The sequence below is a fragment of the Yoonia vestfoldensis DSM 16212 genome (assembly GCF_000382265.1).
GTDB classification, from domain to species: domain Bacteria; phylum Pseudomonadota; class Alphaproteobacteria; order Rhodobacterales; family Rhodobacteraceae; genus Yoonia; species Yoonia vestfoldensis.
Map to the genome: position 1 here is coordinate 15,433 of NZ_KB907989.1, position 23,117 is coordinate 38,549.

At 60.1% G+C, this 23,117-nt stretch carries 19 protein-coding genes; 5 read left to right on the forward strand and 14 right to left on the reverse strand.

Annotated elements, in window-relative coordinates:
* Positions 1–3 precede the first annotated feature (3 nt).
* Positions 4–1,275: a tyrosine-type recombinase/integrase gene (locus H147_RS0115440; RefSeq protein ID WP_019956294.1), complete on the reverse strand. Its 1,272-nt coding sequence runs from the start codon at positions 1,273–1,275 to the stop codon at positions 4–6.
* Positions 1,276–1,756: 481 nt separating this feature from the next.
* On the opposite strand from H147_RS0115440, the gene H147_RS0115445 reads away from it, so the two are divergent.
* The 3 genes from H147_RS0115445 to H147_RS19935 all read left to right on the forward strand — a co-directional run bounded on the left by H147_RS0115445 (position 1,757) and on the right by H147_RS19935 (position 6,783).
* The gene (locus tag H147_RS0115445; protein ID WP_019956295.1) at positions 1,757–5,500 is read left to right on the forward strand and encodes a hypothetical protein; all 3,744 of its coding nucleotides are present in this window, start codon (positions 1,757–1,759) and stop codon (positions 5,498–5,500) included.
* Positions 5,501–6,187: 687 nt separating this feature from the next.
* The gene (locus tag H147_RS0115450; RefSeq protein ID WP_245541168.1) at positions 6,188–6,457 is read left to right on the forward strand and encodes a hypothetical protein; all 270 of its coding nucleotides are present in this window, start codon (positions 6,188–6,190) and stop codon (positions 6,455–6,457) included.
* Positions 6,454–6,783: a type II toxin-antitoxin system RelE/ParE family toxin gene (locus H147_RS19935; protein WP_019956297.1), complete on the forward strand. Its 330-nt coding sequence runs from the start codon at positions 6,454–6,456 to the stop codon at positions 6,781–6,783. Before H147_RS0115450 ends, H147_RS19935 begins: the two co-directional genes overlap by 4 nt.
* Positions 6,784–7,106: 323 nt before the next feature.
* Here the strand turns inward: H147_RS19935 and H147_RS21065 are convergent, their stop codons facing one another.
* Positions 7,107–7,712, reverse strand: a complete 606-nt coding sequence (locus H147_RS21065) for a hypothetical protein (RefSeq protein ID WP_162561695.1) — start codon at positions 7,710–7,712, stop codon at positions 7,107–7,109.
* Positions 7,713–7,991: 279 nt separating this feature from the next.
* Complete coding sequence (locus H147_RS0115465; protein WP_019956299.1) at positions 7,992–9,344, reverse strand: IS1380 family transposase; 1,353 nt, start codon at positions 9,342–9,344, stop codon at positions 7,992–7,994.
* Between the two features lie 207 nt (positions 9,345–9,551).
* On the opposite strand from H147_RS0115465, the gene H147_RS19940 reads away from it, so the two are divergent.
* Complete coding sequence (locus H147_RS19940; RefSeq protein ID WP_019956300.1) at positions 9,552–9,917, forward strand: hypothetical protein; 366 nt, start codon at positions 9,552–9,554, stop codon at positions 9,915–9,917.
* Between the two features lie 46 nt (positions 9,918–9,963).
* Positions 9,964–10,800: an endonuclease domain-containing protein gene (locus tag H147_RS19945; protein ID WP_019956301.1), complete on the forward strand. Its 837-nt coding sequence runs from the start codon at positions 9,964–9,966 to the stop codon at positions 10,798–10,800.
* Between the two features lie 263 nt (positions 10,801–11,063).
* Here H147_RS19945 and H147_RS21545 read toward each other — a convergent pair whose 3' ends face one another.
* The 11 genes from H147_RS21545 to H147_RS21625 form a co-directional block, all read right to left on the reverse strand.
* Positions 11,064–11,192, reverse strand: a complete 129-nt coding sequence (locus tag H147_RS21545) for a hypothetical protein (RefSeq protein ID WP_311135617.1) — start codon at positions 11,190–11,192, stop codon at positions 11,064–11,066.
* A 25-nt stretch (positions 11,193–11,217) separates the two neighbouring features.
* A complete protein-coding gene (locus H147_RS0115480; protein WP_019956302.1) occupies positions 11,218–11,472 on the reverse strand; it encodes a hypothetical protein in 255 nt (84 codons plus the stop codon).
* Positions 11,469–12,143, reverse strand: coding sequence for a YcbK family protein (locus H147_RS0115485; protein ID WP_019956303.1), 675 nt, complete (start codon positions 12,141–12,143; stop codon positions 11,469–11,471). The genes H147_RS0115480 and H147_RS0115485 overlap by 4 nt, the downstream gene beginning before the upstream one ends.
* Positions 12,144–12,218: 75 nt before the next feature.
* Positions 12,219–12,527 (reverse strand): hypothetical protein, encoded by a 309-nt coding sequence (locus H147_RS0115490; RefSeq protein ID WP_019956304.1) that lies wholly within the window; start codon positions 12,525–12,527, stop codon positions 12,219–12,221.
* Between the two features lie 12 nt (positions 12,528–12,539).
* On the reverse strand, positions 12,540–14,465 hold the full coding sequence (locus H147_RS0115495; RefSeq protein WP_019956305.1) for a DUF2793 domain-containing protein: 1,926 nt from the start codon (positions 14,463–14,465) through the stop codon (positions 12,540–12,542).
* A 10-nt stretch (positions 14,466–14,475) separates the two neighbouring features.
* The gene (locus H147_RS0115500) at positions 14,476–18,474 is read right to left on the reverse strand and encodes a baseplate multidomain protein megatron (protein ID WP_019956306.1); all 3,999 of its coding nucleotides are present in this window, start codon (positions 18,472–18,474) and stop codon (positions 14,476–14,478) included.
* Between the two features lie 9 nt (positions 18,475–18,483).
* On the reverse strand, positions 18,484–18,984 hold the full coding sequence (locus H147_RS0115505; RefSeq protein ID WP_019956307.1) for a C40 family peptidase: 501 nt from the start codon (positions 18,982–18,984) through the stop codon (positions 18,484–18,486).
* Positions 18,984–19,868, reverse strand: coding sequence for a phage/gene transfer agent baseplate hub protein (locus tag H147_RS0115510; protein ID WP_019956308.1), 885 nt, complete (start codon positions 19,866–19,868; stop codon positions 18,984–18,986). The genes H147_RS0115505 and H147_RS0115510 overlap by 1 nt, the downstream gene beginning before the upstream one ends.
* Positions 19,865–20,491: a DUF2460 domain-containing protein gene (locus H147_RS0115515; RefSeq protein ID WP_019956309.1), complete on the reverse strand. Its 627-nt coding sequence runs from the start codon at positions 20,489–20,491 to the stop codon at positions 19,865–19,867. Before H147_RS0115515 ends, H147_RS0115510 begins: the two co-directional genes overlap by 4 nt.
* The gene (locus H147_RS0115520; RefSeq protein WP_026352594.1) at positions 20,491–22,938 is read right to left on the reverse strand and encodes a phage tail tape measure C-terminal domain-containing protein; all 2,448 of its coding nucleotides are present in this window, start codon (positions 22,936–22,938) and stop codon (positions 20,491–20,493) included. Before H147_RS0115520 ends, H147_RS0115515 begins: the two co-directional genes overlap by 1 nt.
* On the reverse strand, positions 22,931–23,098 hold the full coding sequence (locus H147_RS21625; RefSeq protein WP_446001675.1) for a DUF7697 family protein: 168 nt from the start codon (positions 23,096–23,098) through the stop codon (positions 22,931–22,933). The genes H147_RS0115520 and H147_RS21625 overlap by 8 nt, the downstream gene beginning before the upstream one ends.
* Between the last annotated feature and the right edge of the window lie 19 nt (positions 23,099–23,117).

The window sequence follows — 23,117 nt, forward strand, 5'->3', positions numbered from 1 at the left end:
GGGTCACGCCGACTTCGGCAGCCCGCTTTCATCCTGCGCTGCGCCGTGCACAAGGCGCGGTCGTGGGCGCAGGATGCTGGCCACGGTGTCAACACCAGCGCGCAGCGGTGAGTCCATCAGATGGGCGTAGCGCTGCGTCGTTTGCATCTGGCTATGGCCCAAAAGCCTGCCGATCATTTCCAGTGACGCACCGCCGCTAACCAAAAGGGAGGCAAAGGTGTGGCGCAGATCGTGAATACGAACATCAGGCAGATCCGCCTCTTTCTGGACCCGCGCCCAGAAGCGGCGGATTTCGCGCACCGGCTGGCCAATAACCTCACCGGGGAATAGCCATGGGTTACCGTTCGGCACAACCATCTGGCGTTGGCGCAAGATGGTCACGACCTCCTGCGAGATCGGCACACGGTGGATCTTGCGTTGCTTGGTGGTCGCGGCGGGTTTCGACCATATCGCATAGTCGAGATTGAACTGCTCAAAACGCGCGGTGCGCACCTCGCCGACGCGCGCGCCGGTCAGCATGCACATCCTGATGATCGCTGCCCCTCGCTGATCCTCGGCACTGTCGAGGACCGCCGCGATCCGCGTCAGTTCTTCAGGGCCCAGAAACCGCTCGCGGGCCTGTTCGATCCGGCGGTGAAACCCCTGCGCAGGATTGTCAGCCCGCCATTCCCACTCCATCGCCAGCGTGAACATCTTGCGCAGGACTTCACCCATGCGGTTGGCGCGGATCGGGGTCGGCTTATGACCCTGCAGCTTGCGGGCGCGGTTGTTGGGTTTTGCCTTGCTGGGGCGGGGGCGGCCTTCGGCCACGAAATCGAGGAAACGCGCCACGTCGGACTTGGTGATCTCGGTCACCAGCTTGTTGCCCCATGCCGGTTCCAACATCTTCCTGAGCATCGAGACCTGATCACCCGCATTGTTCTTGGCCAGCTTGGGCAGATGTTCCGCGATATAGCGGTCAATCATGTCCTTCACGCGCGGGGCCTCACGAAAATCCTCCCGCACCGCCAGAGGGTCGCGCCCCTCGTCGATGGCGCGGCGCAATTCTTTGGCGCGTTCGCGCGCAGCCGTCACGCTCCATTCAGGCCAGCGTCCAATGTTCATGCGCCGCTGCCGCCCGGCATGGCGATAGTCGATGGTGAAGGTCCGTGCGCCCGAAGACTGGACCCTCACGGCAAAGCCGATCACCTCGGTGTCGAATATCTGATAGCTGACGCCCGGCCGCAGCTCGGCATCCCGCAGGGCTTTCTCGTTCAGTTTCAGTCTGTTGACCATGCATTCGGCCTCCTTGTCCCTCGACACAGGCGTAGATCTGCGCCCTTATCAAGTCCGAGCATGGGACAGAGTGCGGAATACAGGCGGAAGGTGGAATTGAAGTGGGTGGGACTATTCCGGACATGCAGATCAATGGGTTAGGCGGATGCGCCCAGCGCCCGGTGGGTCGCAAGCTGCCAGTTGAAGGCGCGCAATTTTACTGGTGCGGCGTATGACACGAAGGGCGCGGAGTGGGCGTTCACTGCAGGTGCGAGGGTACGCGTTGGCCGGGCGTAGAGCGGACGTTAACCACCAGCCAGACGATTGGTCTGATCGACAACGTTTGCCGCTTGAACACAACTTAAAAGTTTGGATAAAAAGAAGCGCTACCGTGATATCCGAATACGAGGCACGCCTCGTGTTTCAGAGTGTTGGCACCTCTGAATATCTCATTTAAGTTGGATGGGGCCGGAAATGCAGGGAATGTAGGAGTTCACGCTATATGAAATGGATAACGGCCGCGAATCTCGATGCATGGGGGCGAACTAATTCTGCAGAACCCGAGCTTCCTGAACTCATCGCAGACCTGATTAGCGCAACCGCGAGTGACATTCGTTCTATCCGTTTTCCAAGCGGAGACAAAGGCAGAACGCGCGGCCTAGACGGGATCCTCGAGAGTGATGGCGATACCCTTTTCGTACCTAAGGGTAAATCGATTTGGGAAATCGGAACAGAGAATGACTACAAGGGGAAAGCCCTTGATGACTTCAACAAGCGCAGCGGCGAAATATCTCGCGCAGACCAGAAAAATGTCACGCTTGTCTTGGTCACGCCATTCACTTGGGATTCAACGAAGAAGGATTGGAAATTAGAGAATTGGGTGAAAATCCAAAAGAATAAACAGGCTTGGAAAGACCTCATTGTGATCGATGGCTCAAGCTTAGAGCGGTGGCTCGCTGAAGCACCAGCCGTTTCAGCGTGGCACGCACGGAACACGCTCAAGCTAGCGCCAGTCGACGCCGTCCGAAGCACCGATGAATTCTGGAACGACTTCGCCAACAGATTTTCACCTCCCCTGATTGAGGAGGTTCTTACGACAGAGCGCGAAAGCTTGGTTGAGGAACTGCTTGGGGTACTTATGGGGCCACCTGATCAGATGTCTTTGATAGGGGACGCCCCGGACGAAGTTATTGCCTTTGCAGTTGCGGCGATCAGGAGCGCTGATGAAAAGATCCGTAAATTTCTCGAAGCACGGACGCTTGTCATAGACACTGAAGCAGGCGGACGTGGCATAGTTGCGAAGCCGAACCTCGCATTCCTGCTGCGTAGCGATGCGGCACGTTCGCCGGGGAAATTCTCTGAAGCTGGCCCAACCATAGTCCCGCAAGGCGGCTGGCAACGCAGCGTCAAAGGTCAACAACTTGCTCGCCAAACCAGCTTCGCTCTGATGAAAGCGCTGGAGAAGATGAAACTGCCTGAACAAAAGGCACAGATCCTAGCGAGAGGCTGTGGCGGAAGCTTGGCGGCGCTTGAGCGTCAAATTCCCGGCGGCATGTCTGAACTGCCAGAATGGTATAATGATGCGACGGTTCTGCTTCCAGCTTTTCTTGCAGGCAGTTGGGACACAGACAATACTCACGATCAAGAGATAATGACTGCCATTGCTGGAACGGTAGATTATGCTGCATTTGAAAAGACTATCCGGCCGTTCACTTCTGGGCCAGGATCACCCATCGCCCGTGAGCAGAGTATTTATAAAGTTCGCGCACCGCTGGATGCTTTCATCCATTCTGGTCATCTCATAGGGCAAGACACACTAGACCAACTAAGGCCGATTTTAGGAAAAGTATTTGGGCATATAGATCCCGAACCTGACCCAGATGAGCCCGCGTACATGCGTAGGGCTCCAGACCGGCATAGCGAGTGTCTCCGAGAAGGCTTGGCGGCAACGCTGCTACTGACTGCGGTTTGGGAGGAACAGGCGAGACTTGCAGTGATCGAAGGCGCTGGACAAATATTTGCCAACGAAGTGGTAAATGCTCTTCCTGGATTGAAGAGCAACCATAGACTGTTGACGAGTCTAGCAGGAAATCTCCCAATGCTGGCGGAGGCAGCTCCTGAACCTTTTCTCTCGGCCCTCGAGCATATGCTCGAGGGCGAAGGGGAGACTATCCGCCCAATCTTTGACGAAGTCCAAGGCTTCGCCTTTCCAAGCTCAGAGCACACCAATGTGCTCTGGGCTCTGGAACGCCTTGCATGGGATCCGAAGCTGTTCAGACGCGCTTGTTTTGTCCTAGCTAAGCTCGATAAGATTGACCCGGGCGGTCGACTTGCGAACCGTCCAGTCGCTAGCCTCACCGACATATTTTTGACGTGGTTTCCGTCGACTTTCGCAGGCCTTCCACTTCGCATCAGCGTACTTGGTGATATCGTCGAAAAGTTTCCTGAAACAGGCTGGAAGCTCTTGCTTCGCCTTCTTCCGGATGAACAAACAACGACCAGCGGTACTGATGAGCCGCGCCTGCGTGGCTTTGACATCGAGAGGGCGCGCGAGCTCACGAATTCCGATGTTTGGGAGTCGCAACTTTATGTTTGTAGGCGCGCTACAGAAGTCGCGACAGGAATACCCGCAAGAATGGCGGAGTTAATCCGAGCGATGTTCGGTTTTCCGGACCAAAGTATGGGACCAGCTATTGATGCTCTGGAGACAACTCTCCGACAGGCTGAACAGAGTGAACGTGACAAACTGTGGGAACGTCTAAACGAAGAAGTTAAGAGACATCAAAGATTTGGACACACCGATTGGGCTTTGACCGGCGATGAACTTGCGAGAGTTATAGAAATTTCATCCGAGTTTGCTCCGAAAGACCCCGTCCTTCGGGTTCTGGACCTGTTTGACCACTACTCCTCGCCTGAAAACGAGGACACAGATAACCGCCTCCGCGCCGATGCAATTAAAAAGTTAGCAACAGAAGGTACGTCGAAAATAATTGAGCTTCTTACAAGAACCCGGAACTCTTATCATGTTCTTCAGGCTCTTGTTGACGCGAAACAGCCTACATCTTTCCTAGCCCAGCTTGCTCAAGACAGTTTTGCAGATGATCCGGAAAACCGCCAAGCAGGGCCACTTTTGAGGGTATTTCGGGAAGTCGCAGGAGATTTCGCGGTCATCAATTTGACTAAAGACCTTCACCGCCCCGGGATCAATGATGCGAACATAGCCCGTATGCTCTGTGCATTGCCATCTGAACCATGGCTCTGGACCGCAGTGTCCTGCTTCGGTGACGCGGTGGAAAAATCGTACTGGCAGCAAGTGCAGCCCCTATGGACTAAAGCACCACGATCTATCCTGTTGCGTTTGATGATCCGGCTTGCGCGGCACGGGCGACCAATTGCTGCTCTTGAGAGTGGTCACAATCGCATCAAGGAAGTCCCATCGTGCATGTTACTTTTCTTACTCCGTCAGAGTGTTACCGAAATTAACAAGTTGAATACCGATCAGATTACCTCGAACCTCGATTACAAAATCGAAACCGTTTTCAAAGAACTCGACCGGCGTGAACTGTCGGACTCGGAGATTGCGCCTCTTGAGTATGCTCTGTTGCCATTTCTTGAGCGCTCCAATCGACCGCTTCGGCTTCACCACTTGATGGCTTCGAATCCTGTTTTTTTTCATGAAATCCTCCGCAATGTTTATCGTGAGGACACACCATCAACCGAGGACGAAGAGGTGGAGGCGTCGGATGCGAAGCGAGCGAAATGGCGTCAGTCATACAAGCTATTGAAAGGTTTTTCCATTGTACCTGGCTTTGAGGGCGATGAACGAAACCTATCGAATTTGAGGGATTGGATCGACGGATTGCAACAGCTTGCAACTGAACACGATCGTCGAATCAGCACTGATTTGACTTTGGGAAATGTCCTCGCGCATTCGCCAGATGACGATGTAGATGGCGGCTGGCCTCATAGGTTTGTACGCGATCAAATTGAGCGGCTTTCTAACACTGATATCGAACGCGGCATTCAAACAGAGCGTTTTAATATGCGTGGCGCAACGGTGCGAGGGATGAGGGATGGCGGTACGCTCGAGCGGGAGCTCGCTGCAGACTACCGCCGGTGGGCTGGAATTGCAGAACGATGGGCCAGAACAAATTCCTTGCTATCTCGAATTGCCGAAAGTTGGGAACGGGACGCCGAACGTCAGGACAGTGAAGTGAGGCAGCGTGCATTGCGCGATACGCTTTGAAGTGGTTTGGGGAGGTTTTGTTGCCTTTTCTTGTGCGTCTAAGGCAAACAGAGCTTCCAAAAGAAATGCAAATATTTTTCGATCGTGACCGCAGTTCCAGAAAAGTGTGAACTCGCTGACATAGCGAGCCCTGACCCGAAACGAGCGTCTCTTTTGGTGTGCGGCACCGCAGCAAAGCAGAGGATGGGTCAAGGGCGGGAATGGGCCGAGACTGACACCAAAATGCTTGGGCACATGACTATCTCGGATTTGACTCCGCGATTACTTTCCGTTGGGTGCTGCTACTGCTCTTGTCAACGCCTGGTCAACACGCGAACGCGGTTTTGGCTGTATCGGAAGGCGGAGAAACCCGGTGAATCAAGGCCAAGAAAGGCTGACTCAGTTTGTGATTTCAATGGCTTATCGCATAAGTGATTGAAATTGCTAGGATTGGCTATTCGTCTCGATTGCGGCTCATAACCTGAAGGTCGTAGGTTCAAATCCTACTCCCGCAACCAAATTACTCAACGATATTAAATGCTTAGAACCCGACCTAAACAGTCGGGTTTTTGCTTGCGCATTTTGTGTCAACGCCATGTCAACGTTTGACGAGTCGCACGCAAAAGCGATGCGAGAACGGCCCTTCCGCCACCGTTGAAACCATCGCCCGTAATTGGTATATGACTCAGTCATACCATGGAGGCGCAGATGACCGTCAAAACAACCCTCAGCTTTACCGACCGCCATCACCACTTCCTCACGGAAAAGGTGGGGCAAGGCGTGTTCGCGACCCAGAGCGCGGCAGTCGCGGCCGCGCTGGAGCAGATGATCCAGGACGAACAGGAACGCGATGTGGCCCTCGCAGCCCTCACGCAGGAAATCCGCGCCCGGATGGAAACACCGCGTTCGGCGTTTATCGGCCAGGACGATGCGTTTGCCACCGCGCGTGCCACCATCGGGACAGCGCGGGGCGCGTGAATTACCGCATCTGGTTTCATCCTCTCGTCGCACGTGACCTCGACGCCATCGCGCACTGGATCCTCGATTATGCCGGGCCCGATGAGGCAGCCCGCAAGCTGGGCGAGATCGAGGCGGCCATCGCCACGCTGAAGACCACGCCGCACAAGGGAAGCCTCCGCGATGAAATCGCCCCTGGTCTGCGTGCTATCCCGGCAGGACGGAAATCCGTGATCGCTTTTGTGGTTGATGATGACCAAAGGGACGTTCTGATCTACGCACTTATGGCGGTGCCGATTGGGCCATGCGCAGCAGCGCGCGCAGCCGATGACAGTCTCGGCCCTTAGCTGTCATCCATCTGACCATAGGACGCACGAGGATACTGATTATTCCAACGTGGGGTAGCGCCTTTCATCCTGCATATTCCGGGTGCCTGAATAGCTGAGCACGTTCGGTGCAGTTTGGGCTCGAACCGGGATTTCGCTGCGCTCTCTGCGAACGTCCGCTCTCGTCTTCATGCGAGCTTTTATCATAAAGCTCGCATTAGGTCATATGTTAATCATAGCCTTAGATGGCCCGTTTCGGGAAAATGTCAGGGTTTGGCGGCTGGCAGTTGATCTTTCGTTGTGCAATTGGGCAGTTTCAACAGTCAGCAAATAGTGCGGTGTGATCAGGCAAGCTTGAACTCGATACCTGTCAGGCCAGCATCAACCCACGCTTGCTTGAAATCTTCACTTACAAGTACCTGCCCCTGAGCATCCGGACTATACATTTCTGAATAGTGCGGCCGGAATGCCGTCAGTCCTTTCACTTCGCTCTCATTGAACACATAGCGCTTAACGGTTTTGCCATTCGGAAACTTTTCAGACTGGCCAATATCAACGCTGTTTTTCACCAATGGCACCCACCACAGATAGAAATTTTCGTCGCTGTTCATTACCTCTAGAGGCAAAACATGGCCCTCCCGCTCGAGAAGTGGGCGCAATTTATTAACTGCGTTTTCTGAGATGAATGGGCCAACCATGCCGTGGAAAATTCGGTCAACTTTGCTAAGTTTCCTACCTCTTGCTTCAAAGTGCAAGCATACCGGTTGAGGGCTCCATTCTTGCCCCGGCTGCCAATTCTGAAGATACGTTCTTACACGCCTCTGCTCAGTGAAATCTTCCTTTCCGGTATCCGGGTGGAACTTCTGCTCTGGTATTTCACCCAAAGTGGCGACCCATCCATTGGTTCCGCTCGGATATTTCAGATCATAGTAGGTATTCAAAATTACCAATTGATGTCACCTCGCTCTAACTCATCGGCAATACGACGAATGACTTGCGGCCTTTGAGCCGACATTCCCCAAGTGGCATGCCGTTTGACGTCAGGGTCGCCTGATTTCGCCTGCTGATCAAGCGTTTTGCGCCTCGGGCGGCGCTCGCATGTGTCAAAACGCTCGAATGCGCGCAGGTCGGGCCGCAAACTCGCATCATTCTGGCCCAGCATTGCCGTTCTTCAGCGCGGTGGACAGAACTGTCCTGCCGCTTTCGTTCAGTTTCTGTCAGGATCGCGGTCACGCACATGACGGTGGCGCTCGAAGGCGGTGGATCGCAGTGAGGATGGCCCTGACCATGGGGCCTGTGACCGCCACCTCGGCAAGCTGGAAGGTGATGGCGCGGGCGTGACGCACGACGCGGGCCCCCATCTTGATCAGCTTGAGCTGGAGGGATGTCAGCGACCAGTTGGCCATGGCCTCGGGCAGTTCGATGCAGCGCAGGAACGTTGCCAAGTTGTAGGCAAGGGCGTGCAGTTGCAGCCGGACCTCGTTGTCGCGGAACCGCTTGCACGACAGCCGCGTCCAGCGGAAGGCGTATTTGCCTTCCTTGATATGCTGCTCTGCTGTGCCGCGCTGGTTGTAGAAGCGCACCACCCAGTCCGGGTCCATCGGCATTTTGGTGACGATGAAGCCCACTTTTGGGAACAGCTCGCCCGGATGCCATTCGATCTTGGCGATCACCCGACGTGGCTTTTCCCAGCTTTGCGCCTGATACTCAATGTCCTCGTAGAACCGCTTGATCTTGGTCAGCGACGGACGCCCCACAGGCCGGGTCAGTCGATGCGCGATCTTCTCCTTGAGCACTGCATTGGAGGGCAACCGGATGGTGTAGAAATAGCCCGTCTCTTCCAGCCGCGCGTAGATCGCAGGGATCGCATAGGCGGCGTCGGCACGGAAGAAGCGCATGAGGTCGCGCTTGGCATATCGGGCGATGACAGGATCGAGCACATCCTGCCAGCCGTCAGCACTGTGGACGTTGCCATTGCGCAGGGCGCAGCGTTCCAGCATGCCGAACTGGTTGAACAGGAAGTTCGGGTGATAGCAGGTGCAGTCAAAATGCCCGTTCCAGGCCGAGCCCTCCTGGTCGCCATGGGTCGGGCTGACAGAGCTGTCCATGTCCAGCACGATATACTTCAGCCCGTTGCGGTCGTGGAAGCGGTCGATCCATTGGCCGTTCAGGTTTGCCAGCGCCGCCCGGTTCTCAGCCAAGGCCAGCGTCTCGGTCTCGAACCGCCCCATTTGCGAGGCCGAAGCAGCCTGTGTATCGACAGCCCGACCACCGACAACCTGACGCATCACGGGATCGAGCGCGAGACGGTCGGCATCGTTGACATCCTCGTATCCGGCCAGCCGCCCGAACACTGACTGCCGGAACAGCCCGTCGAGCCGATGGACGATGTTCTTGCCGGTGCGGTTATCGCGTAGCGCCTCTGACGCAAGGCCCGACAGCCCGAGCGCGTCATCGAGCTCGCGCATCACCAGCAAACCGCCGTCCGAACTGATCTGCGCACCCCGGAACTCCAGCCGCACGCGGCGGTCGAAATCGACCCGATCACCCCGATCCGAACTCGCACCCTCTGGGTGATCCATAAAACACGTCCCTCGCAGCCATCAACACTATGTTTTATATAGGAAATAACGAGTTCAGGACAGCGAAATCACAGATTTACTTGGGGAATGCGGGCTTAGCTGTCTTTCGTCGCTTGCTCAAAATGCTGCAATCGCATCCCGCCTTGCGGACATTGGCTTAAGTGTTCAATGCTCCTATAATCTGCCGCAGACTAAAGAGGTATTCAGATGGAACGCGAACCTAACCTTGTCATTTCCAGCATCTCGCAGCGCATCGTTGAGGATGGGGTGCCATTCAAGGTGGATATTTACAAACTTGAAGGCGGGGACAGTTGGTCGCTGGAAGTTGTGACCGAAGACGGGACATCCATTGTCTGGGACAATCTCTTTGAAGACGACCGAGCCGCGTTCGAAGAGGCAATCAGCACCATTCGCAGTGAAGGCGCAGTTGCTTTTGCCAACGGTGGTTCAAACGTCGTCCCGTTTAGCGGTAGGCGAACGGCCCATTGTCGACTTTGGCACGACGAGCTGATGCTGCCTCAGCGCAGCACCACTGCGGACATTCGGGGTGCTACACATTGCTGTTTCTGGTAGACATCGATTCATGCTACTAGCTCAAACAAATTTTTAAAGGTTCTTTATGAACGCTAATATCTCTCTCCGTGTCGGCTTAGTCATCATTTTTGTGCTCATCGGCTTTATTTTCCCGCTGAGTTTTGCGTTAGCAGTGGTAATTGCGTTCTCAGTCTATGATGATGTTTCAAAGCCTACTAGCAATGAGCGACAGGGCCACAATCAATTAAAAGATTTAACCCCCACGAGTGATGGTTGGCTCGACCGTTTTGAGGCGGTGTGCGAGTCTCCTGCGGAAACAGCATTCTTACATTCAATGATTTCAGCGTTTGACCTCAAGCCGAAAAACGGCCTTCTTTCAGGTGAGGGACTGAAACTGCATCTACAAGTTCCGGTTTCCTCCTACAGACTTGATTTTCTTGTGGACAACCGCTTGGTGGTCGAAATCGATGGAGCGGCATACCATTCGTCACCAGAGGCGGTTGAGCGAGATAAAAAGCGCGACTCATTCCTTAAAGAGATAGGCTATGAAGTGCTGCGCATACCTGCAAAAACAGCACTCTACTATCCTCACGAAATTATTCCGCTTGTAACGAGCGCCCGAGTTCTCGCTCAGCTTAAGGACAATGAGGACAAGCACAAAGAAGAAGACCGAGTGGCTGAGGTAAAAGATAGTTTTCGACCAGTGAAAGTCGCATCTGCCTTGAGGAATGGAGCAATTTCTGTTGTCGATGGGCTCGATAAAATGAATGTCTACGTTGCACGCGAGCATGAAAGAAAAAAGAAGCAAATAAGTTCTGAAGCGAAGAGAAAAGCTGAAGAATACGAAAAGGATATTCAGGCAGAACTCGATGGGAGCGAGGAACTTAGAAAGCAATATGAGGAAGTCAAGAAGAACTGGTGAAAGAGTCGCCGCGAGCCTTGACCCACATCATGGAGATCTAAATATCTGGCTCGCTCTTCATTTATCCACCCAAACAAGCGGTGCCCGTAAATAAGCCCTGAGAGACCAGAATTTAAAGGGATTGCTTTTTTTAACGTCCGCCTTTCAGGTTTCAAAGTAATCTATTTGCATCCGCAGCGAATGTCTGCAATCCGCCCACTGCGTCGGTCATCCAATTATCCAGCCGCCTTGTACTCTTGTCGGTTGAGAGCCCGGCCCAGCAGTCATATGCACGCCCGTACCTGATCGCGCAGAACGGCGTAATCGCTCAGCATCCGGACAACGACCGCGCTCTCTGGCAGGGCAGCCACTTCGGATGCGGCGCGCGCCTGTTCGGTGGCGCTGTAGAGCACCACGCGCGGACATGGCGCGCGTGCGTCAGAACTGACCGTTGCGCATCCGCTGAGCCAAAGCGTCGCGATCAGGGGGACGACGGCTGGCGGCGTCCAGCATCTGGCGTTGGATTTCATGGGTTTTCTCCGATGATGAAAGGCGTTCAGCCAACTGCCCCGTGCGTTCACCGGCGCGGCGAAGGTTTAGAATGAACAGCCCGATGGTAAGGGCCGCCAGAAACAAGCCCAGCGCTTTGCGCGCCGGGCCGCTGGCGACAGTGGTTGTGATCCAGCCCATCATCGCTGGCCCCGTTTCCAGTCGTCGACCCGGGCGTGGATGGCGACGGCGATACCGATCAGGGCCACGGCAATGAACACCCAGCGCAAGGTGTCGAGATAGGGTACCAGCGGCAGGATGGCGTATTGGGTTTCGGCCAGGACGTCCTGTGCCACCTCCACACCTGCTGCGCTGATGGTCGCCACCCCGGCTGCCCCGCCGCCTTTCAGGGTGCGGCTATCTGCCAAGACTTCGCGGGCAGGAGCCAACTCCGGCACAAAGGGTGTTGCGCGAATGGCGAAGGGGTCGCCCCAGCTGCGCGCGGGCCCGAGGTCGATGTGCATAAAACCCGACCGAGGATAAGTGCCAAAGCCCAGAAAACCCACGGCGCGGGCGACCTCGGCGAAAGTGGCTGGATCATGGTTCGACATGGCGATGTCGAACGCGGTGCCCAGCATGTGCTTGGAGGCCGGTGCCCCGCCAACCGCCCGGTTGTGGCTGGGGCTGCGATAGCCGGAGCGAACGATCAGCGGTTTGCCGAGACGGTTGCGCAGGGATTGCAGCTTGTCCATGGCTTCGGTGTTGATCTTGATCGCGCCGGTGCCGCGGCAGGCGATCTCGGCCGGGGAAAAGCTGGGCCAGCGCCAGGCGCTTTCAGGCACGTCGCGGAAATGAGCGTAGGTCGTGGTCGGCATGGTGGGCTCCAGAAATGCAAAACCCGCCTCTGGGGCGGGTCGGGTGACAGGTTTGGTGATGGGTATGGTCGTCGGTCAGTCGGTGCGGCCGCGCTGGAAGGCTTCAAACATCAGATCGCGCATGGCGCGGATGTCGGTCTCAATGCGCTCCAGCCGGTCGGCGTCGCCTTTGCGGTCCTCGGCGCGCTGCCGATCCACGCGGTCACGCTCGGCCATAAGTTCGCGGTCCAGCCGCGCCAGCATGGCGTCGTTGGTGAAGGCCCGGCGTGTGACGGCGGCCAGCAGGGCAATCGTGCCGCCGATCAGGGCAGTGATGGCGGCGGTGATGCCGTGGTCACGCAAGGCTGCGCCAACCTCTTGTAGCAGTGTGGTTCGTTCTGTCATGATGATGTCCCTTCAATAATCGGTCTCGACGTAGACACCCGAGCAGTCGTAGGCGACCGCCGCCGCCGTTGCGCCGTTGTTCATGTAGTTGCGTGGGCTCAGAAGCTGGGTGGCGGCGGGCATGTCGGTGGTGATGGTGAACTCGACGGCCGTGCCGCTGACCTCTTCGACGACGCGGACGCCTACGTCAGATCCGTTCGGCGCGGCGGAGATATAGAGAGTGAGCACATTGGTCAGGTTGTTCACCGGGAAGCTCGCGCCCAAATCGGTTAGCGTCGGCGCGCCGGTGCCATCGTTGTGCACCAGCTGCCAGTTGGTATGGGTGCCGCGCTGGAAGCCGATGCCGATGCAGTTGACCGCAGCCGCCAATGTCAGCGTGGTGGCGAGCGCAGCAGTCGACCCATAAAGCCCGAAGAAGCCCATGCCGTTGGCCTGCAGGGTCGTCAGAGACAGGCGGTTGACGTAGTTCCAGCCGCCCAAACCATCGGCATTGCCGCGCCAGCAGACCCAGCCTGCAGATCGTTCTTCGGCCACCGCGTCGGCCGTCGCAGCGCTGGTCACCCGCCAGCGGCGCATGCTGGTCGAGAGGTTGGTGGTGGCCAAAGTTGGCGTCGCAACCGTGCCGACGGCGGTACGCGGCATGCCATTGGTGTTGACGGTGGTGCTGGTCGAGGGTGCCCATGTCGCGATCCGGTTGACTCCGAAATGCGGCTGCAACGGAAAGAACCGGCCCGAGGGGCGCTGCACATCGAGCCATCCCGCCCCGGCGCGGTCCCGGGCATAGACCGCGAGCTTGCCCGCAGGCGGTGGGTCCGGGGCGGCGGGCAGGCTGGGCATGTGCAGCGGTTCGGGCAGTTCAACCCGGCCCGAGTTCCGGTCGATCCTGATGGCGTCAAAAAAGGTCGATCCGTTCGGGCTGACCTTGAAGCTGAAGTCGTCATTGCCCAGCAACCCGATCAGAGCTCGTGCCGAAAACCCAGTCTTGAAGGCAAAGGCGGCGTCATTTCCAGCGGCGTTCTTGTTGAAAGTCGCCTCGATCCCCGCGCCTGAATTATTGAACAGCATAGCCGGTGCATTGATCGACAGCCGATTGTAGCTGTCAGCCGTGGCCCCGCCGAGGCCCAGCAGCTGGGCTGTCAGGTTGGCTTGCGGCATCCCGACCTGTGTCACGGCATTGGCGAAGGTGACGGTCGGCGTGTTCACCACCATGGCCCCGCCCGCGCCAGCGGTGGCCGAGCCGATGTTGACAACCGTGGTTGATCCGGATGCGCCGCCGGTGCCGAGGTTCAGCGTCTTGGTGACCCCGGTCGTCGTGGTCCCGGTTCCCATCCCATAGGTTGCTGTCGTCGTTGCCGTGCCGATGGATGCTGCGGCTGCCGATACCGTCACCGTGCCCGACGCTGTCAGGGTGCCGGAAAACGTCTTGTTGCCGCTGAATGTCTGCGTGCCCGCAAGGATTGCCAGTTCCGATGACGTGTTTGGCAGGATGAACGTCCGAGTGGTGCCGGTGGTGATCCCCGACAAAGAAAACGTCGCCTTCTTCGTTGGATCGGCGTTGCTCACCAGACTGAAGATGGCATCAGACACATCCACCGGTTCGCCGACCGCATCCCAGGTGGTGCCATTCCAGACAACAAAGGCAGCCTCATCCGCGATCCAAGCCAGCCAGCCCGGGCGCGGTACCAAGCGCATCCAGACGCCGTCGACCCAGAAGGCCACGTTCAGATCCCAACCGGCCCACAGCCCGGTGGCCCCACTGGCCACGATATGCCGATCACCGTCGGCAGGGCTCGCAGGCGGCGTCGTGCGGTTTCGGTCGAGGACCGACAGCTGGACCATGGCATCGAGCAGCCGCAGGGCTTCATTGTGGGTGACATGCTTTTGGGCCTGCGATGCCAGGATGTATGGCAGCAGGAGATGGGTGGTGATGTCGGACATGGTCCTGCTTTCAGAAGGTGAGCGTGACGGATCGAACGGCACCCCGGCCGATCAGGGCCGAGAGTTGGTAGATCCGAACTGCGATGGATTGGCCGGGGCCAAGGGGAGCGCCCCAATCGGTTGTCTGCTGGGCGGCGGTGTAGAGGGCAGAGGGTGCGGCAACTTGTAAGGATCTCTTACGAGTTGCCCCGTCGAAGATTTCCACCTCATAGGCCTCACTGTCTTCCGCCAAAGGAACATCGCCCGCACCCCAGTTATCGGCTGCAAGCGACCGCGACCGGCGCGTCCAGCGGATCGTCAAGTCGCCCGGGCTGCGAGCGGTGCGCCACGGTTGTTCCACATGCGCCACAGAGAAGGGCCGCAGCCCAGCGCCCTCCGGCGTGAATGTGGCCGCGACAAAGGTTTCATCGCCGACCGGGCGTGAGGCCGGGCCGATGCGCCAGTTCCATGGCAGACCGAGATCGGCCTCAGAAATCGGTAGTGAGGCCAGCGTAGTGTCCAGCACGACAACCCGCGCGCCGGTCGGGACGATGCTGACAACAGCACCTTCTGTCCCACGCTGACCGCGCAGCAGCCGGGTCAGGCGATATCGTCTCGGCGCGATCAGCTCTGCCGCTCCCGCTTGGACGATTTCCCATTGCCCGGGACCAGTTTCCACTGCGAGTGCATTGGCCCCGCCCAAGAGCGAGATGTCGGTGACGCTCTCCAATGTCCCCGAGAACAGATCAACCACCAGCGTATTGCCTCGATCAAAGCGCGACACCGGCCCGGCATAAAAGCTTTCCGCCAGCACGCCGATCCGTGCGCGGCTCCCAAATGTGGCCAGCAGCGCAAAACCATCCGTCGCGGCGCTGCGATACACCGCCATTTCGCCGGGCCACGGCTTTGCATGGGCGGCGACAAAGGGACGATGGGCTGGCTGATCCTCCCGTAGCTGCGGCAGGTCAAGCAGGATCACATCGGGTGTTCCGAACACCGTGGGCACCGACAGTGAGGCTGGGCGCGGCTCGCCGGGCGGCAAATCGTAGACGGCCCGGTCCTGGCGAACAGCATCAATGCTGCGCAGGTCCGAGTCTGCAATCGACACCAACCGCATCTCGGTCAGGCGGCCGTCATGGTCGAGCAGGATCACATCGCAGGGATCCAGCGCCAGACGTGAGGGCGGCAGGCGGAACACGGCACTTTCGCGCCCGACCCAAGCCTCCATCAGCGCACGACGGCAACGGCGCTCCGCCTCTTCGGGCGGCACCGCAATTGGGAACGCCTCGGACGCGATGCGCGTGGTGTCGACGGTGATGCGCCGGGCCTCGACCTGCGCCGCGTCATAATCCTCATCCGCGCGGGCAACCTGCCATTTCAGCGCCTGCGGCAGTTCGGTTTCCTGCGCGCGGGTCAGTTCCATCACATCGCCCTGTGCCGAGGCGGGGGCCACCATGCTGTCGGGTGTGATGGTCAGACCGGCGATCCGGCCGCGCATCAGAAACCGGATGCGGCCCTCACTCTCAACGGCATCAAAGCCGAAATGGCGCGCGAGGGTCGAGATCGAGGCGCGAGGGGCTTCCAGTGCGGAGATCACATAGCCCTCGACCGCGCCCCAAAGCCCGGAAACGTCGATCTGGTCTTCCAGCATTCCGGCGCGCAGGCACAGGTGCCGCACCAATGCCGCCAGCGATACCGCGCCAAGTCGCCCGGTCAGCCAGTGACCGAGTTGCCAATTCGGGCCATCGGTCCAGACGTCCGTCAGTTCGGGAAAGAATGGATAGGGCCGCGCGTCCCAGGTCCAGGCAGCGCATTCAGGGACATGGACCATGCGGTTACCATAGATCGAGGACGCAGGGTTGTTCGCCGATGCGGCCCAGAAAAGATACGTCGCTTCAAGATAGGCACGTTGGATCGCATCATCCCGCCAGCCCCGTGAGAAATAGGGCGTGAAGCTCTCCGACGATTTTGGATCGAAAAACACGTTCGGCTGATTGGTGCCACGATCAATCGCTGGACACCCTAACTCTGTGAACCAGATCGGCTTTGATTGCGGCACCCATGCCGTTGGCGTCCCAATTTCCACACCACCGGGTCGGTTGAAATGCGGGTTTTGCCACCATGCCCGCAGATCCTTGAAGCGGAAGACCCATGGCTTGGCCGCTGCCCCATCAGTGATCGGCGTGCGAACCTGCGCCGTCCGGTCGGCTGGATTGGGATAGAACCAGTCAAACCCTTCGCCGCCGATGATGTTCGATTGCAGATAGGCGCGGTCATAGATCGCCGGGGCCAGTGCTGCATCAGCATGATCAAATCCGTCGCGCCAATCCGAGAGCGGCATGTAGTTATCGATGCCGATGAAATCGATGTTCGCGTCCGACCAGAGTGCGTCGAGGTGGAAGAAGACGTCGCCACTGCCGTCGCCTGGCTGGTGGCCGAAATACTCCGACCAGTCGGCTGCGTAGCTGATCTTGGTGCCCGGCCCGAGGATTGCACGGATGGCTGCAGCCAGATCGCGATAGGCCTGCACTGCCGGATAGGTCGTGGCCCCGCTGCGGATCGTGGTCAGACCGGGCATCTCGGTGCCGATCAGGAAAGCATCGACTCCGCCAGCCGCTTTGCAAAGCTGGGCGTAATGCAGCACCATGCGGCGCAGGCCCCACTCACCGACCGGGCCGGTCCATGTGACCGCCTCTCCGGAAACGCTGAAGTTGGCAGGTGTTGTTGTGCCGAACAGGGCTGCAACCTGCGTGGCCGCCGTGGCGGTCTTGTCCACGGTCCCGGCATAATTGGCCGCCGGGGAACAGGTGATCCGGCCCCGCCACGGGAAGATCGGCTGACCGGTCGTGGCCGCGTTGTCGCTGTAGGGGTTCGGCAGCACGTTGCCGGGCGGCACATCCATCAGAATGAACGGATAAAAGGTGACGCGTAGCCCTCGCGCCTTCATTTCCCTGATTGCCTGCACCACAGCGAAGTCTGCAGGCGTGCCGCCATAGACCGGGCGGTCTTCGGCATCCCGGCTGACCAGAAAGGCACTGGCGCGGCTGACGCCGTTCACTGACCACGCCGACGGTGTCGTGGTCTTGGCTGCAACCTCGACGCCGGGGCGAACCTTGCAATTGCCTGCGCGCAGGTCATCGCCGAACCACGCCACCACCAGCGACACGCTTTCCACCGCCGGTGCCATGGATTGCAGCCGGTCCAGCGCCACAACGATGTCGGCCGTGTCGGAAATGGCGTTCAGGTTCTCGGCGACGGTGCTGCCACCCGAGGTCTGGCCGAGGATGTTCGTGCTGCCGCCACTGGTCTTCTTGACCGGCGCAATGGCATAGCTGAATTCCCCTGAAGCTGGGATCAATGTCACGGCCTTTACCAGCCCCTCGGCGGTGTCCGGATCCGCGAGGGGCCGGAACACCTCAAAACTGATCTGCGGCAGGCGATTGCCGAAACCACTGAGGTTCAGTTCCTCAAACACAACATAGGCCGTGCCGCGATAGGCGGGGGTGTTGGCCGCGCCCATCTTGGCTGCAATGAAGGGATCGGGGCTTTGCGCCTCGTCGCCGGGATACCAGCGCCAGGTGACGCCGGTCATATCCATGGGCTTGCCGTCTGCCCAGACGCGGCCGATACCGGTGATCTCCCCCTCGCACAAAGCGACGGCGAAAGACGCATAGTAGAGATACTCGGTGGTCGTGACCTTCGGCCCGCTGCCCTTGCCGCCGCCCTGACTGGTGGTGTTGACCTCTTCGCGAAAATCCGTAGCCCAGATGATGTTGCCGCCGATGCGCATCCGGCCAAAGAGGCGCGGGATCACGGCCCCTTCGGTCGAGGACGTGATGCGCAGGCTATCCAGCCGCGCGCCTTCGATCCGTTGGGCCGGGGCGAGGGACGACACGATCCAGTTGTCGACGACCGACCCGATGGTCGAGCCGATGAAGCCACCGATGGCAGCACCAGAAAAGCCGAGGATGGCACCGCCAAAAGCGCCACCAATCGCGGAGCCGACGGCACCGAGAACCAAAGTTGCCATGTGAAAATCTCAGATGTTGCTGGAGCGTGGGAACATGAAGGCGAAAGCGATACGCCGTCGCCATGTTGGGGTCAGGATTTCTTCGACGACGCCAAGCCGTTCGTAGGAATGGATGAAGCGGTCGGGGGTGGTCCGAATCCCGACATGCTTGGCAATGGCGCGCGGGGCCATGCGGAACAGGATCAGCGCGCCGGGACCGACATCACTCATTGCAATCGGGATCAACATTGATGCGGCAGCGTTCGCCAGCACCTCGTGAGGCCCTGTTTCGCCCCAATCCCGACTGTAGGGCGGGATCGGAAAAGGCTCGTCTCCTACAACATCGCGCCAGACGCCACGTGCCAGCCCGAGGCAGTCGCAGCCGACCCCGCGCTGACTCGCCTGGTCGTGATAGGGCGTGCCCAGCCATAACCGCGCTGTGGCGACAACGAGGACGGGATCAGCGATGGCTCTCGTGCATCGTGAGACGATGCACTGCCGCCCGCCGTTTCCAACGGAAACGTCGTTCATCACAGCACGCTCCCTTCATGGCCGCCGTCTTGGCTGGCATAGCGCAACACGGCATCTTGGCCGGGAATGTTCGGGAACCCGCGAAAGTTGGCGGTGTTGACGAACTTCGCCCCACAGGTGGCGATCCGCTTGTCGCAGCCCGCCCGCGCGATGAAGCTGTCCCCCTCGGCGATGGCACGCACTGGCGCTTCCAGGAGGGTCAGGGTGGCGATGGCATCGGCCAATCCATGGGCCAGTACTTCAGTGATCCGCCCGGCATTGGTACCGCTGATCCAGGTGACCGTGCCTGATGTGAACCAGCCAGCGTCAAAACCGGACAACCCCGAGGCCATGAACGCACGGTCGCGCAACAGGTCGGTGACCACGCCCGAACCCTTGTAGACGGTGTTTTTCAGATTGATCCCACAGCGCGCGTCGCCCAGCGCCGCATCACAGCCCGCCTGAAACGTCCAGCCGACGGTCTGGCCCAGCACATGCGCCAAGGACCGAACTTCAGCCACGAAGGCCAAACGCCCGCGGCGGATTTGCCCCACTGCACCCCGGCGCAGCAGCACCCGCTGGCTGGTGTTGGACCAGTTCACTCGCCACAGCTCCACCGCAGCATTGTCCCAGCGTCCGTCGAGGATATCAGTTTCCTTGATCCGATCCGAAGTCAGCACGCCGGTGGCATCTTGCGCATCGACGGCCAGATCGGAGCCTGAGCGGATTTCCGAGGCGGCGAAACCGCTTTCAGGCTCAAACTCGGTGCCGTCAAAGCTTAGGGCGCGATCATGATCGGTGAAGCCCAGCGCCACGCCGTCCGCTCGCGAAATCCGCCAGCACCAGGCCAAGGTGGTGGTGCCATCGTCCAGATGGGCCTGCAGCGCAGGGGAGAGGGATTTCATCTGCGGATCTCCAGCAGGGGGATGGAGGTGATTGACCCGAGCCGCTCGACATCGAGGGTGACATCCAGCGTGTCGGTGTCGAAGCGGACGGGCACATCGAATTCGAAGCCTGTCGTGATCGCAACGCCTGCGCCCGGTGCGGTCACGAACGTGACACTGCCGGTGGCGGTGTCGATGCTCCAGCCCGACATCTGCTCGACCCCGCTCAGAGCGAGGCGGACTGTGCCTGCGACCGGCTTGGCGATGGCGCGGGTCCAGCTTTGCGCGCCGGAGGTGTAGCGTTTCAGGAGCGCGAAGGTTGTGACAGCGCCGTTGCCGGTGCCGATCGGCTGGTCGGTCGGGGCCACGGCCTGCGACGGCAGGCAGGATTTGTAATCCGACCAATCCTTGTAGCGGAACCCGTGCAGGCGAGCGTTCCGGGCCTCGAAGAAGGCGACGACCAAAGCCAGATCATCGGCGCGGCGAATGCCGTAGGCGACGTCAAACCGCCTCCGGCTGTTGGCCCAGCTGGCGTTGCGTTCCTCGTCGCCGCTCGCCAATTCAACGATCTGGGTGCGTCGTTCCGGCCCACCTCGCGCGCCACGGCTGATGTTGTCGGGGAAGCGAGCTTCATGGAACGCCATCACATACCCCTTCGGCCAAGTGAGACGGCGCGGGCGATGTCGGCCGCGACCTGTGTGCGCGATTGCCGGAAGCTTTCGGCGTCACGCGCGTTGATCGTGACGGAGATATTTGGGGCGGCGCTCTGCCCTTGGCCATAGCCAGCCGCCTCCCGGCGCGACAGCACGCGCTCGCCGCGCTGGAGGATCGCGGGCACCTCGTCCGGTCGCAGTCCCGCCCAGCCACCGGAATGCATGCGTGGTGCGCCCGCGAAGGCCATGGCTGGTACCATGCGGCCCGGGCCGGGCGATCCGACCGTGCCACCGCCATGCAGGACATCGGCGAACAATCCACCCGCACCGCCCAGCGCGCTCGAGAGGGCATCGGCGATAGGCCCGAGGATGAAACGGCGGGCCGCCAGTTTTGCCAGATCGGCGATCATCGAGGTGACGAGGTCGCGAAAATCCAGTTTGCCGGTTTTCACAAAGGTGGCCACCGCGTCTTCGGCGCTTTGGAATGCACCGACCAGTGTCTGGCCGATATCGCCACCAATGTCGCGGGCCTTGGCGGCATAGTCGGCGAGCGCTGCGGTGACTGCGCCCCATCCTGTTGCGGCTTGCTCCGCGCCCTCGGCTGCTGCTGCCCCGGCAGCGCGCGCCGCGGCTCCCGCACCACCAGCAGCGGCGGCAGTCTCGTCCAATTCCAGCCCGAGTGTGTCGGCCGAGGCTGCAGCATCGGCCAGTGCGGCTTCAGCCTCCGCCCCGCTGCCGGTCACGGCGTCGCGCAGGGCTTGCCAGCTGGCCAACGGTCGACCGGCGGCATCGGCGAGCATTCCCGCCGCCTCGTGGTAACCATCGGCACGGGCGCGGGCGTCTTCGGCCATTGTGCCAAGGCCAAGGTCAGGTGGTTCAAGATAAGTGCGCGACAGCGCGGAGGAGAAGGCGTCGGCTGCGGCGGCACCCGCTGCGGTTGCCGCACCCTCAAACGGGTTGCCGATCCGCGCCAGGTCCACCGGATCCAGCGTGCCGATCCTGATGCCACCTTCACCCGTTGCCCATTCCGGCAGCAGCGCTAGCGCTGCGTTCAACCCGGTGATGAAAGTGTTGATCCGGGTGACGACACCGTTCAGCATCGCCTCGACGCCGGAGATCAGCCCGTTTGCGGCCTGAAACGCAAAGTCACCGATGGCACCAGGCAGACTGCCCCAGATCGCCACGGCTGCATCATAGGCCCCCTGGAAGATCGCCGCCGTCCGGTCGCCGAAACTGACGACGCCCGCGATTGTACCCTCAAGTGCCGAAATCCCGGCCGCCTTCAGCCCTTCCCAACCGGCCGCCATCTGTGCCAGCGCACCATCGAGCGCCAGCCCCATCCGCAACCAGACCTCCTTGGCCAGATTGCCAAGCAGCCGGAACGCCTCTCCAACGCCGCCAACCCGGGTGACAAGTTGCGAGAATTGATAGACCAGCTCGCCCGCGCCGACGATCAGCGCCCCGATGCCGGTGCGGATCAGCGCGCCGCGCAGGAGCACGAGGGCCGTGGCGAGCCCGCGCACCGACAATGCCGCCGCCGCCATGCCCGCGACCCAGCGCCCGGCCATGAGGCCTGCGAACGTCGCGGCATAGGTGGTCAGCCGTCCGAGGTTGTCGAACAGCGCCTTGATCGCGATCCCGAGTGGCCCGGTGCGGCTGGCAATCGCCGCCATGGCGTTGGCCACCGCTTCTAACGCTGGTGCGGCGGCGACCGCCAGCTGGTTCGACAGACCCCGCCAGATCAGGCCGAGACGCGAGATCGCGTCATTGGCACGTTCAATCTGGTCTGCGTCAGCTTCGGAAACGACAACCCCGAAGGCAAGCACATCCTCGGTCGCCTGGCGCAGTGTCGCAGTGTCGATCCGGGTGAATACCAGCGCCGCGCGGTCGCCGAAGAGCTGCGAGGCCACCGCCGCGCGTTCGGCCTCGGGGACAAACTGCCCGAGCGCCTCCTGAATGGCCGCGATGCGCGCATCCAGCGGCAGGCGCTGCAACTCCTCGGCCGAGAGGTGCAGGCGGTCCAAGGCATCGACCGCTGGTCCGGTGCCCGCAGCCGCCTGGCTCAGCCGCCGGGTCAATTGCACCGTGGCCTGCTCGACCTGACCCATCGACACGCCAGCCAGATCGCCCGCGCGCTCCAGCACCTGAAGGCTGGCGACCGTCGTGCCCAGCGACTGCGCCATCTTGGCCTGCGCATCGACGGTCTGCAGGCCGGAGCGGATCATCGCGACCCCCGCCGCCGCCAGCGCCGCAGTGGCGGCCGCAGCAGCCACCGTCGCTCGGCGGGCAAAAGCGGCAACGCGCGCATTCGCCATGTCCATCTCGCGCGACAGCCGCCCGAAGCCCCGCGCGCCTGCCTCACCAACACCTTCCAACTCGGCGCGGACCTGGCGGCCGCCCTCCGCCACGAGACGGACGCTGACTCTCTTTTCAGCCATCGCGGCTTCCTTCCATCTGTTCGTTCAGCATGCGGACCATCACGGCCTCGATCTCGGGCAGCAGTTCAGCGGCGATCAGTGGGTCGATCCCAAGGGCCCGAGCCATGGCGAGAGCCGCGCTCATGTCCCAGCCTAGGACAGCGCCGGGGATTACCCGCAACTGTCCGCCGAGGCGGCCG

Excerpts from the sequence above, each read along its gene's own strand:
- H147_RS0115440 (WP_019956294.1), bottom strand. The coding sequence starts at position 1,275 with ATGGTCAACAGACTGAAACTGAACGAGAAAGCCCTGCGGGATGCCGAG.
- H147_RS0115445 (WP_019956295.1), top strand. The coding sequence starts at position 1,757 with ATGAAATGGATAACGGCCGCGAATCTCGATGCATGGGGGCGAACTAAT.
- H147_RS0115450 (WP_245541168.1), top strand. The coding sequence starts at position 6,188 with ATGACCGTCAAAACAACCCTCAGCTTTACCGACCGCCATCACCACTTC.
- H147_RS0115465 (WP_019956299.1), bottom strand. The coding sequence starts at position 9,344 with ATGGATCACCCAGAGGGTGCGAGTTCGGATCGGGGTGATCGGGTCGAT.
- H147_RS19940 (WP_019956300.1), top strand. The coding sequence starts at position 9,552 with ATGGAACGCGAACCTAACCTTGTCATTTCCAGCATCTCGCAGCGCATC.
- H147_RS19945 (WP_019956301.1), top strand. The coding sequence starts at position 9,964 with ATGAACGCTAATATCTCTCTCCGTGTCGGCTTAGTCATCATTTTTGTG.
- H147_RS0115480 (WP_019956302.1), bottom strand. The coding sequence starts at position 11,472 with ATGATGGGCTGGATCACAACCACTGTCGCCAGCGGCCCGGCGCGCAAA.
- H147_RS0115485 (WP_019956303.1), bottom strand. The coding sequence starts at position 12,143 with ATGCCGACCACGACCTACGCTCATTTCCGCGACGTGCCTGAAAGCGCC.
- H147_RS0115490 (WP_019956304.1), bottom strand. The coding sequence starts at position 12,527 with ATGACAGAACGAACCACACTGCTACAAGAGGTTGGCGCAGCCTTGCGT.
- H147_RS0115495 (WP_019956305.1), bottom strand. The coding sequence starts at position 14,465 with ATGTCCGACATCACCACCCATCTCCTGCTGCCATACATCCTGGCATCG.
- H147_RS0115500 (WP_019956306.1), bottom strand. The coding sequence starts at position 18,474 with ATGGCAACTTTGGTTCTCGGTGCCGTCGGCTCCGCGATTGGTGGCGCT.
- H147_RS0115505 (WP_019956307.1), bottom strand. The coding sequence starts at position 18,984 with ATGAACGACGTTTCCGTTGGAAACGGCGGGCGGCAGTGCATCGTCTCA.
- H147_RS0115510 (WP_019956308.1), bottom strand. The coding sequence starts at position 19,868 with ATGAAATCCCTCTCCCCTGCGCTGCAGGCCCATCTGGACGATGGCACC.
- H147_RS0115515 (WP_019956309.1), bottom strand. The coding sequence starts at position 20,491 with ATGGCGTTCCATGAAGCTCGCTTCCCCGACAACATCAGCCGTGGCGCG.
- H147_RS0115520 (WP_026352594.1), bottom strand. The coding sequence starts at position 22,938 with ATGGCTGAAAAGAGAGTCAGCGTCCGTCTCGTGGCGGAGGGCGGCCGC.